Source organism: Pseudomonas caspiana (assembly GCF_002158995.1).
GTDB classification, from domain to species: domain Bacteria; phylum Pseudomonadota; class Gammaproteobacteria; order Pseudomonadales; family Pseudomonadaceae; genus Aquipseudomonas; species Aquipseudomonas caspiana.
Genome location: NZ_LOHF01000013.1, coordinates 82,818 through 95,549, shown reverse-complemented (window position 1 = coordinate 95,549; position 12,732 = coordinate 82,818). Strand labels below are relative to the sequence as shown.

11 protein-coding genes are annotated in these 12,732 nt (G+C 54.7%); 8 read left to right on the top strand and 3 right to left on the bottom strand.

From position 1 onward, the window contains the following. Positions 1-12: 12 nt before the first annotated feature. From rnpA to mnmE, 4 genes are all read left to right on the top strand, one after another. Positions 13-414, top strand: coding sequence for a ribonuclease P protein component (gene rnpA, locus AUC60_RS16160; protein WP_087269447.1), 402 nt, complete (start codon positions 13-15; stop codon positions 412-414). Next, positions 407-652 (top strand): membrane protein insertion efficiency factor YidD, encoded by a 246-nt coding sequence (gene yidD / locus AUC60_RS16155; protein WP_027901580.1) that lies wholly within the window; start codon positions 407-409, stop codon positions 650-652. Before rnpA ends, yidD begins: the two co-directional genes overlap by 8 nt. 2 nt (positions 653-654) lie before the next feature. Then, a complete protein-coding gene (gene yidC, locus AUC60_RS16150; protein WP_087269444.1) occupies positions 655-2,337 on the top strand; it encodes a membrane protein insertase YidC in 1,683 nt (560 codons plus the stop codon). 78 nt (positions 2,338-2,415) lie between these two features. Then, a complete protein-coding gene (gene mnmE, locus AUC60_RS16145; protein WP_087269441.1) occupies positions 2,416-3,786 on the top strand; it encodes a tRNA uridine-5-carboxymethylaminomethyl(34) synthesis GTPase MnmE in 1,371 nt (456 codons plus the stop codon). Between the two features lie 52 nt (positions 3,787-3,838). Here mnmE and AUC60_RS16140 read toward each other — a convergent pair whose 3' ends face one another. From AUC60_RS16140 to AUC60_RS16130, 3 genes are all read right to left on the bottom strand, one after another. Beyond that, positions 3,839-6,187 carry a TonB-dependent siderophore receptor gene (locus tag AUC60_RS16140; protein ID WP_405624139.1) on the bottom strand — a complete coding sequence of 783 codons (2,349 nt, stop codon included), beginning with the start codon at positions 6,185-6,187 and terminating at the stop codon, positions 3,839-3,841. Positions 6,188-6,384: 197 nt separating this feature from the next. Next, the gene (locus tag AUC60_RS16135; RefSeq protein ID WP_087269435.1) at positions 6,385-7,332 is read right to left on the bottom strand and encodes a FecR domain-containing protein; all 948 of its coding nucleotides are present in this window, start codon (positions 7,330-7,332) and stop codon (positions 6,385-6,387) included. Further along, positions 7,329-7,838 carry a sigma-70 family RNA polymerase sigma factor gene (locus AUC60_RS16130; protein WP_087269432.1) on the bottom strand — a complete coding sequence of 170 codons (510 nt, stop codon included), beginning with the start codon at positions 7,836-7,838 and terminating at the stop codon, positions 7,329-7,331. The genes AUC60_RS16135 and AUC60_RS16130 overlap by 4 nt, the downstream gene beginning before the upstream one ends. A gap of 535 nt (positions 7,839-8,373) precedes the next feature. Here AUC60_RS16130 and mnmG point away from each other — a divergent pair. From mnmG to AUC60_RS16110, 4 genes are read left to right on the top strand one after another with little or no spacing between them, the layout of a single operon-like run. After that, positions 8,374-10,266 (top strand): tRNA uridine-5-carboxymethylaminomethyl(34) synthesis enzyme MnmG, encoded by a 1,893-nt coding sequence (gene mnmG / locus AUC60_RS16125; RefSeq protein WP_087269638.1) that lies wholly within the window; start codon positions 8,374-8,376, stop codon positions 10,264-10,266. 5 nt (positions 10,267-10,271) lie between these two features. Then, positions 10,272-10,907 (top strand): 16S rRNA (guanine(527)-N(7))-methyltransferase RsmG, encoded by a 636-nt coding sequence (gene rsmG, locus AUC60_RS16120; RefSeq protein WP_087269429.1) that lies wholly within the window; start codon positions 10,272-10,274, stop codon positions 10,905-10,907. An 18-nt stretch (positions 10,908-10,925) separates the two neighbouring features. Further along, complete coding sequence (locus AUC60_RS16115; protein ID WP_087269426.1) at positions 10,926-11,717, top strand: ParA family protein; 792 nt, start codon at positions 10,926-10,928, stop codon at positions 11,715-11,717. Positions 11,718-11,726: 9 nt separating this feature from the next. Then, positions 11,727-12,599: a ParB/RepB/Spo0J family partition protein gene (locus AUC60_RS16110; protein ID WP_087269423.1), complete on the top strand. Its 873-nt coding sequence runs from the start codon at positions 11,727-11,729 to the stop codon at positions 12,597-12,599. The last annotated feature ends 133 nt before the right edge of the window (positions 12,600-12,732 follow it).

Here is a 12,732-nt window from a genome sequence, read left to right as displayed (position 1 = left end):
CCGGCACTGGAGGTGAGTCAGGACTTCAGTCGGGAAAAGCGTTTGCTTACTCCCCGGCATTTCAAGGCAGTCTTTGACTCCCCTACCGGCAAGGTTCCGGGGAAAAATCTCCTGCTCCTTGCGCGCAACAACGACCTCGATCACCCCCGTCTGGGGCTGGTTATCGGTAAAAAGAGCGTCAAACTCTCCGTTGAGCGCAACCGCTTGAAACGCCTGATGCGCGAATCATTTCGCCACCACCAAGACAACTTGGTCGGCTGGGATATCGTGATTGTCGCGCGTAAAGGCTTGGGTGACGTAGAAAGCCCCGAATTGATTCAGCATTTCGGCAAGTTATGGAAACGTCTGGCACGCAGCCGGCCGACTCCAGAGGCAAAAACCGAAACTGCAGGGGTAGATAGTACCGATGCGTAAACTGGCACTCGTTCCGATCCAGTTCTATCGCTATGCCATTAGCCCGCTGATGGCCAGTCACTGTCGTTTCTACCCCAGTTGCTCCTGCTACGCGTATGAAGCCATTGAAAATCATGGCCTTCTGCGCGGTGGCTGGCTGACCTTTCGTCGATTAGGTCGCTGTCATCCGTGGAATCCCGGTGGTTATGACCCGGTTCCGCCTGTCCCTACCTCCCGTTCTTCTTCGATGGCCGAGTAATCATGGATATTAAACGCACGATCCTGATCGTCGCCCTGGCAATCGTGACCTATGTCGGGGTTCTGAAATGGAACCAAGACTACGGCCAAGCCGCCTTGCCGACTCAGAATGTTGCTGCCAGCACACCTGCACCGGGCATTCCGGACACGGCTACTGGTGCTCAAACGTCTGCAAGTGCAGATGTTCCTAGCGCTAATGGCGAAGCTGCTGCTCCTCTGGAAGCTCCGACAGTCGCCAGCAAAGACCTCATTCAGGTCAAAACCGATGTGCTCAACCTGGCAATCGACCCGGTCGGCGGCGACGTCGTTCAACTGCGACTGCCACTGTATCCACGTCGTCAGGATCATCCTGAAGTCCCGTTCCAGCTGTTTGATAACGGTGGCGAACGTACTTTTCTGGCACAAAGCGGCCTGACCGGTAGCAATGGTCTCGATGCTCGTCCAGCAGGTCGTCCGGTTTACTCGTCTGCACAGAAAAGCTACCAACTGGCCGATGGCCAGGAGAATCTGGTAGTCGAACTGAAGTTCACCGACAACGGTGTTAACTACATCAAACGCTTTACGTTCAAGCGCGGCCTGTACGATCTGGTTGTCAGCTACGAGATCGACAACCAGAGTGCCCAGCCTTGGTCGGGTAACCTGTTTGCTCAGCTGAAACGTGACGGCAGCGATGATCCATCTTCCACAACTGCCACGGGTACTGCGACCTACCTGGGCGCCGCACTGTGGACAGCTGCCGAGCCATACAAAAAAGTGTCGATGAAAGATATCGACAAGGCTCAGCTCAAGGAAACCGTTCAAGGTGGTTGGGTTGCCTGGTTGCAGCACTACTTCGTAACGGCCTGGATCCCGAGCAAGGACACTGCCAACGCAGTTCAGACTCGTAAAGACAGCCAGGGCAACTACATCATCGGTTTTACTGGCCCGGCTGTAACAATTGCACCGGGTAGCAAAGGTGAGTTGAGTGCCACGTTGTATGCCGGTCCGAAAAGCCAGGCGGTACTGAAAGAGTTGTCCCCAGGTCTGGAATTGACCGTCGACTACGGCATCCTGTGGTTCATTGCCCAACCGATCTTCTGGTTGCTGCAACATATCCACGCCATTGTGGGTAACTGGGGCTGGTCGATTATCTTCCTGACCATGCTGATCAAGGGTCTGTTCTTCCCATTGTCGGCAGCCAGCTACAAATCCATGGCTCGCATGCGCGCAGTTGCTCCTAAACTCGCGATCCTGAAAGAGCAGCATGGCGACGATCGTCAGAAAATGTCGCAGGCGATGATGGAGCTGTACAAGAAAGAGAAGATCAACCCGCTGGGTGGATGCTTGCCAATTCTTGTACAAATGCCGGTGTTCCTGTCGCTGTACTGGGTTCTGCTTGAAAGCGTCGAGATGCGTCAGGCACCTTGGATTCTGTGGATAACCGACCTGTCGATCAAAGACCCGTTCTTTATTCTGCCGATCATCATGGGCGCGACCATGTTCATCCAGCAGCGTTTGAACCCGACTCCGCCGGATCCGATGCAGGCCAAGGTCATGAAAATGATGCCAATCATCTTCACGTTCTTCTTCCTGTGGTTCCCTGCTGGTCTAGTTCTGTACTGGGTTGTGAACAACACCCTGTCGATCGCTCAACAGGCTTACATCACTCGCAAGATCGAAGCGGCCACCAAAAAAGCCGAAGCTTGATCTAGCCTGTGAATAAGTTGTACAAGGCGCCCCCTAGTGGGGCGTTTTGCTATCTGCTATTTGTCCCGGAGCCGCGCTATGAATGCCCCACGTGAAACCATTGCAGCCATCGCCACCGCACAAGGCCGCGGCGGGGTAGGCATCGTGCGTATTTCCGGACCGCTTGCCGCCAAGGCTGCATCAGCTATCACAGGGCGGACTCTGAAACCGCGATTTGCACATTACGGCCCGTTTGAAGATGGGGCCGGGCAAGTCATCGATGAAGGTATCGCCCTGTATTTTCCCGGCCCTAACTCATTCACAGGTGAAGACGTTCTTGAGCTTCAGGGGCACGGCGGCCCGGTTGTTCTGGATATGCTGCTGCAGCGATGCCTGGAGTTAGGAAGTCGGCTGGCCCGGCCGGGAGAGTTTAGCGAACGGGCTTTCCTCAATGACAAGCTGGATCTGGCGCAGGCCGAGGCGATAGCCGACCTGATTGAAGCAAGTTCTGCACAGGCTGCACGCAACGCGTTGCGTTCATTACAAGGCGCGTTTTCGCGCCGTGTGGATAACTTGACCGAAAAGCTGATTGGTCTGCGTATCTATGTTGAAGCTGCGATCGACTTCCCGGAGGAGGAAATTGATTTTCTCGCCGATGGCCATGTGTTGAGTATGCTGGACAGTGTGCGCGACGAGTTATCCACAGTCATGCGGGAAGCTGGCCAAGGTGCTCTGCTACGCGACGGGATGACAGTAGTAATCGCAGGCCGGCCGAACGCAGGAAAGTCCAGTCTGTTGAATGCTCTGGCCGGTAAAGAAGCCGCCATCGTGACCGAAATTGCCGGCACTACCCGGGACATTCTGCGAGAACATATCCACATTGATGGTATGCCTCTGCATGTGGTGGACACAGCCGGGCTACGCGACACGGAAGACCAGGTCGAGAAGATTGGTGTACAGCGGGCCCTCAAGGCAATTGGTGAAGCTGACCGTGTGTTGCTGGTTGTGGATGCAACAGCGCCAGAAGCACTTGATCCGTTCGCGCTATGGCCAGAGTTTTTGCAGCAGCGGCCGGATCCTGCAAAGGTGACCTTGATCCGCAACAAGGCTGATCTCAGCGGCGAAGCCATTGAGCTGCAGACCAGTAAGGATGGCCACGTCACCATAAGCCTGAGCGCCAAATCAGCAGGCGAAGGCCTGGATCTGCTGCGCGAGCATCTCAAAGCCTGCATGGGCTATGAGCAAACCTCGGAAAGCAGTTTCAGTGCCCGCAGGCGTCATCTCGAAGCGCTGCGTCATGCAAGCGGCTCACTTGAACATGGCCGGGCACAGCTAACCATGGCGGGAGCAGGGGAGTTACTGGCTGAAGATCTGCGTCAGGCCCAGCAATCTCTGGCCGAGATCACTGGCGCATTTAGCTCCGATGATCTGTTAGGACGGATTTTTTCCAGCTTCTGCATCGGTAAATAGTCTGGGAAGCAGGCCATTGGGGATAACTTCAATGGCCAGGATATCCACAGACTTACCAGTTGTAGCTGACCGTACCTAGCAACGTACGGCTGTCGCCCCAATAGCAGCGGCCCGCATCGTTGCAACCTGAGACGTATTCCTTATCGAACAGATTCTTGGCGTTTACGTCCACCGACCAATGCTTGTCGATCTGGTATCCAACATTTGCGTCCACCAGAGTAACGTCGCCAGCATCTAGCTTGCCGTACAGCGCCGCAGGTGTGTATGAGAAAGCGCTGTCGAAATAACGTATGCCCGCCCCCACGTGGAAGCCATTGAGGTATCCATCAAGGAAACGATACTTGGCCCAGGCGGACGCCTGATTACGCGGCACACCAGTTATCTGATGGCCTTCGATCAATGATCCCGCGGCGTCCTTGGTTACACGGGCATTGGTGTAGGAATACGATGCCGTTAGGTTAAGGTTCTCATTGACGTCACTGTTGACCTCAAGCTCAACGCCCTTGGAGCGACTTTCACCGACTTGGCGATAGCTGGACGTTACCGAATCAAAGTAGGTGTCGTCTTGTTTGCGCAGGTCATAGATCGAGGCCGTAATAGCGGTGTTCCAGCCGACAGGTTCGTATTTGAAGCCTACTTCGTACTGGCTACTGGTGATCGGGTCGAGCGGTGTTCCACCGTTGGATATCTGCTGCACGGGTACGAACGCAGTTGAGTAGCTGACATACGGCGTAAAATCGTTGTCGAACTGGTACATGACGCCGCCCTGCCAGGTGAATTTCTTGTCGCTGGAGCTGATGTCGCCGCCGGGCGCCAGCTTGTTGCGGAAATCACTGTCTACCCAGTCCTGCCGGCCTCCCAGCAAGACTATCCAATTGTCGTACTTGCTCTGGATCTGCCCATAGAGGCCTTGCATCTGTTGTTCCAGCAGAGTGTTTTGCACTGCAATTGAAGTCACAGGATCCTGTGTATAAATCGGTTCGAATATATTGATACGACCCGCAGCACCGGCGTTCCAGTCCTGACTGAACGAGGTACGGTCAAAGCTGGCACCGAACAGCACCGTGTTTTCCAGCCCGCCAGTACTGAATTTTCCTTCCAGCTGATTATCCAGTGAGTAGACCATCGATTTGTTATAGCGATCGTAGGCCGTGACGTTCAACAACGTGCCGTAACCGCCGTTATTGAGGTTACCCGGCCAGGTTTCATGACGAGTAATCCGCGACTGCATGTAGCGTGAGTTCTGCCTGAACTGCCAATCGTCGTTGAAGCTGTGACTGAATTCATAGCCGGCGCTCCACATCTCGCGCTCGAAAGTGTTCCAGTCCGGCACGCCAAGCATGGCGTCCTTGTCCAGCTTGCCATTCGGGTTGCGCAGCAACGTCCCTGCAGCAGGAAGGCCCAGCTCCATGTTGGTGTGGTCCTTCTGGTAGCTGCCCAGAAGGGTCAAGCTGTTGTAGTCATCGAAATTCAAGGTCAGTGAAGGCGCGATGTACATCCGGTCATCAGGAACATGATCAGTTTGTGTATCTGCATTGCGGCCAAGCATGACGACGCGACCAAGAATATTGCCGGTCTCATCCAACGGCCCGGATATATCCACACCCAATTGCCGACGGTTGTTTGAACCATAGCTGAGCTGGACCTCGCCTTGAGAGTCGGCGGTAGGCCGCTTGCTCACCACATTGACCAGCCCGCCCGGCGCGTTTTCACCGTAAAGAATCGACGAAGGCCCACGGAATATCTCGACCCGCTCGAGTCCATAAGGCTCTGTGGTGGTGTCGTAACGATTTCCTTGTACACGCAAACCATCGCGCATCAAGCCGTAACCGTAGTCGGTGGCGTTAAACCCACGGATAAAGAAAAGATCCCCCGCCAGGTTATCCCCAGCGGCAAAAGGCGGCGCGAAGATACCCGGCACATAACCCAACGCTTCCGTCAGAGTCTGGGTCTTCTGGTCTTTCAGGCGCTGGGCCGTAACGACTGAAACAGAACGCGGCGTTTCGGAAAGCGGCGTACTGGTCTTGGTCCCGGCACGACTCGTCTGCGCCTTGTAACCGCGATCGGGCAAGGGGGATTCGATGCCTGTGGATAACATGCTGTTGATCGCCGTTGGAGCTAACAGTACAGAGCCGTTATCCGGGATCGGCTCGAGGATGTAACTTCCGGGGGCTTGGGTCGCGACCTGCAGTTTCGAGCCCTGCAAGAGTATGGCAAAACCCTCTTCAACCGAGTACATCCCCTGAAGTCCGGCACTTCGCAAGCTAGCGGTTTGAGCAGGGGAGAACGACAGAGTCACGTTGGAGGCCGAAGCGAACTGGTTCAAAGCACTGTCCAAAGGGCCCGCAGCAATACTGTAGCTCTGGGAAGCCGCTGCCGCGAGAACACTGCCGGGCAACATTGCGATACTAAAACCACTGGTCAGCAATAGGCCATAACTCACGCATCGGCGGGATAAGTGTCGTCGGGTTTGAAGCGAAAGGGGCGGCAAGCGCATTTTGTTGTAGACCCTAAGGTGGTGGAATGTGCGTTTACCTGTAGGGCCGCGCCTGAATCAAAAAAGATAACCCTTACTTAACTTTTTTTCGTGAGCAGGCATCAGCCTGTTCGTTTGATCGAAACCCAATAGCGGGTGAAATAACGAACCTGGATGGGCAGGCTTGCCTGAAGATTGGCCAGGGCAGCGTCAGTTGCATCAAGCCGGAAAGCACCGGATACACGCAATTTTGCAGCCTGCTCATCACATTGCATGACACCGGAACGATAGCGTGCGAGCTCATTGATGACATTGCCCAAGGGTTCGTTGAGCACAATCAACTGCCCGTCTGCCCAGGCTGCGGCAGTCTGTGGATAAATACGGCTTGGACTTATTCTACTGTTATTAAAGTCAGCGCCTTGACCAGCGCTGAGAAGCCGCGGAGTACCGTCAGAAACAGCGGGAACAATGCGCACTTGATCTTCCAGAACACCCACGCGGGTAGTGTTTTCCAGCTGTCGAACCGAAAACCGAGTGCCAAGAGCCTGAACTCGTCCTTGTTGAGTCTCGACATAAAAGGGCCGCGTATCTCCCTGCTTTCCGGTACGAACCAGGATTTCCCCGGCACGCAATCGGACGAGTCGCTGATGGCTGTCGAACACCACATCTATGGCCGAATCCGTATTGAGTTCTATCTGGCTGCCATCGGCCAATTCGACATGCTGGCGCCGACCAACCGGGGTTCGGTAGTCAGCCATTACATTTTTGAGGGCCGTATGTTGCTGGATATTCCACCCAAGATATCCGGTGCCCGCCACTGCAAGCAGTAATTTGAGAACCTGACGGCGTTGCTGCGGTTTGGAAAGGGCTCTACGCGTGAGCTGCGCAGGCATGTTGCCGAGGTTGCGCTGCAATTGCTCCATTTGCTGCCAGGCAATCCGATGAGCTGGATTGCTTTCCAGCCACTGCCGCCAGGCAGCCTCTTCTATCTGAGTAGGGGGCTCGCTTTGAAACTGCACAAACCAACTCGCGGCCGCTTCAAAGACTTTGCGGTCTGGGGACACGCTCATGACATTTGGGCCATGAGTAACGAACACTCAGTGAAAGCCCGAATCATGTGTTTCTTCACAGTGGTCAGTGAAACCTTCAACTCAAGGGCGATCTGTTGATAAGTCAGCCCCTCTGTCTGCGAAAGCATGAAGATTCGCTTCGTGCGTGAGCCCAGATCATCCAATGCTTTATCCACAGCCACCAGAGTTTCGATAATCAGAGCCTTGTCTTCCTCACTGATTACTGTGTGCTGCGGCCGCTCAGCCATTGCCTGCTGATAAGCCAGCTCGATTGATCTTCGTCGGTATCGATCGATGACAAGACCCCGGGCAACGGTAGCGAGATAGTCGCGAGGCTCGCGAATCTGCGTGGCATTAGCTGCGCCGAGAATCCGCACAAACGTGTCATGAGCCACATCGGCAGCATCGCAGGCATTGGATAGCCGTGTTCTGAGCCAACCATGCAACCACGAGTGATGCTGCTCATAGATACGCTGGACAGCTGTCGTATGGGAGTGAGAGGGCATAAGAGCAATCGGGAGTTAATGATAATGGCTATTATTAGCTTTTGTTTCGACATCCCACAATAGCGTCCCCATCAGGTCGGATTCATCAAAGCCACATCCATTTCCTCGCGGGTCTACCTCTATTTACCGTCTAATAAACAAAAACCAGTGACCTAAGCTCTGTGGATAAGGCCGCCTTAGCCCCGTTGATAAGTGGGCCTGAAATCTGCGCATAACCCCCTCTGTGGACAAGTACCCATTTAATCCACAGGCTTATGCCGGTTATCCCAACCCCTCCGGACCAGATGATCACAGTGTTTTGATTCTCTGTACATATTGAAATATATGGCCTACAGCAATCTATCCACAGAAATGATGCTCAGTATAAATAGCATTTAAAATAAGGTTTTATAAATCTTCTTTCTTTTTAATTTCTATATCTAAGACTTTTCCACAGCTGGTTAAATTTTGTGCAACGGGTTCCTTTAAGGGGGGTGAAGTCCCTATACTTGTCAGCTATCCCAATTTCCCATCTAGAACAGGCACGAGGTGCGTGGTGGATTTCCCTTCCCGTTTTGAAGTGATCGTCATCGGTGGCGGTCATGCCGGTACCGAGGCCGCACTGGCGTCGGCACGTATGGGTGTAAAAACCCTTTTGCTGACCCACAACGTGGAAACACTGGGTCAGATGAGCTGTAACCCGGCTATTGGTGGCATTGGTAAAAGCCACCTGGTCAAGGAAATCGACGCCTTGGGCGGCGCTATGGCTATGGCCACGGACAAAGGTGGTATCCAGTTCCGTGTGTTGAACAGTCGCAAGGGCCCGGCGGTACGGGCAACTCGTGCCCAGGCTGATCGTGTTCTGTACAAAGCAGCTATTCGCGAAACAATCGAAAACCAACCGAACCTGTGGGTATTTCAGCAGGCCTGTGATGACTTGATCGTTGAGCAGGACGAAGTACGTGGTGTTGTGACCCAAATGGGCCTGCGGTTCATGGCTGATGCTGTGGTCCTGACAACGGGTACGTTCCTGGGTGGACTTATCCACATCGGTATGCAGAATTATTCGGGCGGTCGCGCAGGTGATCCGCCATCAATCGCGCTGGCTCATCGTCTACGTGAATTGCCGTTACGAGTGGGTCGTCTGAAAACCGGTACCCCCCCGCGCATCGATGGCCGCTCGGTCGATTTCTCGGTGATGACAGAGCAACCGGGTGACACACCGATTCCTGTCATGTCGTTCATGGGCTCCAAGGAACAACATCCAGCGCAGGTCAGTTGCTGGATCACTCACACCAACGCCCGGACTCACGAAATCATTGCGGCCAACCTCGATCGTTCGCCCATGTATTCCGGTGTTATCGAAGGTGTGGGTCCACGTTACTGCCCATCGATCGAAGACAAGATTCATCGATTTGCCGACAAGGAAAGCCATCAGGTCTTCATCGAGCCTGAAGGCTTGACGACGCATGAGCTGTATCCGAACGGCATCTCAACTTCGCTGCCATTTGACGTGCAATTACAGATCGTCCGTTCGATACGCGGTATGGAAAATGCCCACATCGTGCGTCCTGGCTATGCGATCGAATATGACTACTTCGATCCTCGCGATCTGAAGTACAGCCTGGAAACCAAGGTCATCGGCGGCTTGTTTTTCGCAGGACAAATCAACGGCACCACCGGTTACGAAGAAGCCGGTGCGCAAGGCTTGCTGGCCGGAACCAACGCGGCCTTGCGTGCGCAGGGCAAGGAAAGCTGGTGCCCGCGACGTGATGAGGCGTACATCGGTGTGCTCGTGGATGACTTGATTACCCTGGGTACCCAAGAGCCGTACCGGATGTTCACTTCCCGTGCCGAATACCGCCTGATTCTGCGCGAAGACAACGCCGATTTGCGCCTGACCGAAAAGGGCCGCGAACTGGGTCTGGTCGACGATCAACGTTGGGCTGCGTTCTGCACCAAGCGCGAAAACATCGAACTTGAAGAGCAACGTCTGAAAAGTACCTGGGTCCGTCCGGGTACTGAGCAGGGCGAAGCCATTTCCAGTCATTTCGGCACACCGTTGACTCATGAATACAACTTGCTCAACCTGTTGACCCGCCCGGAAATCGACTATGCAAGTCTGGTTTCCATTACGGGTCACGGCAGCTCTGATCCGCAAGTGGCTGAACAGGTCGAGATCAAGGCCAAATACGCGGGTTACATTGACCGCCAGCTGGATGAAATCACCAGGCTGCGCGCGAGTGAAGATACAAAATTGCCTGAAGACATCGATTACACGACCATTTCCGGCCTGTCGAAAGAGATTCAGAGCAAGCTGGGGATAACTCGTCCTGAAACGCTGGGACAAGCTTCTCGAATCCCGGGCGTCACGCCTGCGGCAATTTCCCTGTTGATGATTCACCTGAAAAAACGCGGCGCGGGCCGTCAGTTGGAGCAAAGCGCTTGAGTTCTATGGTCACCCCGCAACACGCCGAAGAGTTATCCCGAGGCGCTCAGGAACTGGGTGTAAAACTCAGTGAAAGCCAGCACTCGCAACTGCTGGCTTACCTGGCCCTTTTGATCAAATGGAACAAGGCCTACAACCTGACCGCTGTGCGTAATCCAGACGAAATGGTTTCACGCCACTTGCTCGACAGTTTGAGCGTGGTGCCTTTCGTCGAAGGCGAGCGCTGGCTGGATGTGGGAAGTGGCGGGGGAATGCCTGGTATTCCGCTGGCCATCATGTTTCCGGAGATGAAAATCACGCTTCTGGACAGCAACGGCAAGAAAACCCGGTTTCAGACTCAGGTCAAACTCGAGCTCAAGCTGGATAACGTCGAAGTTATCCACAGCCGCGCCGAGTCCTTTCATCCGGAGTTGCCGTTTACCGGGATCGTTTCCCGTGCGTTCAGTAGCCTGGAAGACTTTACTGGGTGGACTCGCCACATGGGCGACACCAATACGCGATGGCTGGCGATGAAAGGCCTGCATCCGACCGATGAACTGGTAGCATTGCCCGCAGATTTTAAAGTGGATAGCGCACAAGCCTTGACCGTACCCGGTTGCCAAGGCCAACGCCATCTGCTGATACTGCGCCGCACGGCATGACTGGGAACCCAAGCAAGCATGGCTAAGGTATTCGCGATTGCGAACCAAAAAGGTGGTGTGGGTAAAACCACCACCTGTATCAACCTCGCAGCATCGCTGGTTGCCACCAAGCGCCGCGTGCTGCTGATCGATCTCGACCCTCAGGGCAACGCCACGATGGGCAGCGGTGTGGATAAACACGCCCTGGAAAACTCGGTGTATGACCTGCTGATTGGCGAATGCGACCTGAATGAGGCGATCCAGTTTTCCGAGCATGGCGGTTATCAACTGCTCCCGGCCAACCGCGATCTGACGGCGGCCGAAGTTAACCTGCTCGAAATGAAGATGAAGGAAAGCCGTCTGCGCAATGCGCTGGCGCCGATCCGCGAAAACTACGATTACATCCTGATCGACTGCCCGCCGTCATTGTCGATGCTGACGTTGAATGCGTTGGTTGCTGCAGACGGAGTAATTATCCCCATGCAGTGCGAATATTTCGCTCTGGAAGGTCTCAGTGACCTTGTGGATAACATCAAGCGCATTGGTGAATTGCTCAATCCGGCTCTAAAAATAGAGGGTTTGCTGCGCACCATGTACGACCCGCGTTTGAGTCTGATCAACGACGTATCTGCGCAGCTCAAAGAGCATTTCGGCGAACAGCTGTACGACACCGTCATCCCGCGCAACATACGTCTGGCCGAGGCACCGAGTTTCGGTATGCCGGTTCTGGCTTACGACAAGAGTTCCCGTGGTGCATTGGCCTACCTTGCTCTGGCAGGGGAAATGGTTCGTCGTCAACGGCGCGGTTCGCGCACAGCTCAGCCAACTTAAGGAAACCCCATGGCCGTCAAGAAAAGAGGTCTCGGACGTGGGCTGGACGCACTTCTGAGCAGTCCAACCGTCAGTTCCCTCGAAGAACAAGCCGTCAAGGCCGATCAGCGTGAACTGCAGCACATCCCGCTGGACCTGATTCAGCGCGGCAAGTATCAGCCACGTCGGGACATGGATCCTCAGGCGCTCGAAGAGCTTGCCCAATCGATCAAGGCCCAGGGTGTCATGCAACCGATTGTGGTGCGTCCGATCGGTGATAACCGTTTTGAGATCATTGCCGGTGAGCGTCGCTGGCGTGCGAGCCAGCAAGCCGCGATGGAAACCATCCCGGCGATGGTCCGCGATGTGCCGGATGAAACCGCTATCGCCATGGCGCTGATCGAGAATATTCAGCGCGAAGATCTCAACCCCATCGAAGAAGCAGTCGCTTTACAACGTTTGCAGCATGAATTTCAGCTTACCCAGCAGCAAGTTGCCGACGCGGTCGGCAAGTCGCGGGTTAGCGTTGCCAACCTGCTGCGTCTGATTGCGTTACCGGATGTGATCAAAACCATGCTTTCCCATGGTGATCTGGAAATGGGGCATGCCCGTGCATTGCTCGGTTTGCCCGAAGATCAGCAAGTTGAAGGGGCGCGACATGTTGTCGCACGTGGTCTGACGGTTCGCCAGACGGAAGCGTTCGTACGCCAGTGGTTGAGTGGAAAACCTGCGGCTGCCGAGCCGGCCAAGACCGATCCGGATATTAGTCGACTCGAACAGCGTCTCGCCGAGCGGCTGGGCTCTGCGGTGCAAATTCGTCATGGGCAGAAGGGCAAAGGTCAGTTAGTGATCCGGTATAACTCGCTGGATGAGCTCCAGGGTGTGCTTGCCCACATCCGCTGAAACAATTGCACTGTAGCGTGTAGTCGGAAATCACTACCTGAAGGTTGAATAGGGGCTGAACCGCCCCTATACTCTGCGCGCATTTTGTCGGCACAAATTATGCCAAGTTATTGATTTTGGCGGCCGACGCACG

Bases quoted from the DNA above. Each gene is read 5' to 3' on its own strand.
- AUC60_RS16135 (WP_087269435.1), bottom strand. From the start codon at position 7,332: ATGAGCGTGTCCCCAGACCGCAAAGTCTTTGAAGCGGCCGCGAGTTGG.
- yidD (WP_027901580.1), top strand. From the start codon at position 407: ATGCGTAAACTGGCACTCGTTCCGATCCAGTTCTATCGCTATGCCATT.
- AUC60_RS16110 (WP_087269423.1), top strand. From the start codon at position 11,727: ATGGCCGTCAAGAAAAGAGGTCTCGGACGTGGGCTGGACGCACTTCTG.
- AUC60_RS16115 (WP_087269426.1), top strand. From the start codon at position 10,926: ATGGCTAAGGTATTCGCGATTGCGAACCAAAAAGGTGGTGTGGGTAAA.
- AUC60_RS16130 (WP_087269432.1), bottom strand. From the start codon at position 7,838: ATGCCCTCTCACTCCCATACGACAGCTGTCCAGCGTATCTATGAGCAG.
- mnmE (WP_087269441.1), top strand. From the start codon at position 2,416: ATGAATGCCCCACGTGAAACCATTGCAGCCATCGCCACCGCACAAGGC.
- rsmG (WP_087269429.1), top strand. From the start codon at position 10,272: ATGGTCACCCCGCAACACGCCGAAGAGTTATCCCGAGGCGCTCAGGAA.
- yidC (WP_087269444.1), top strand. From the start codon at position 655: ATGGATATTAAACGCACGATCCTGATCGTCGCCCTGGCAATCGTGACC.
- AUC60_RS16140 (WP_405624139.1), bottom strand. From the start codon at position 6,187: ATGTTGCCCGGCAGTGTTCTCGCGGCAGCGGCTTCCCAGAGCTACAGT.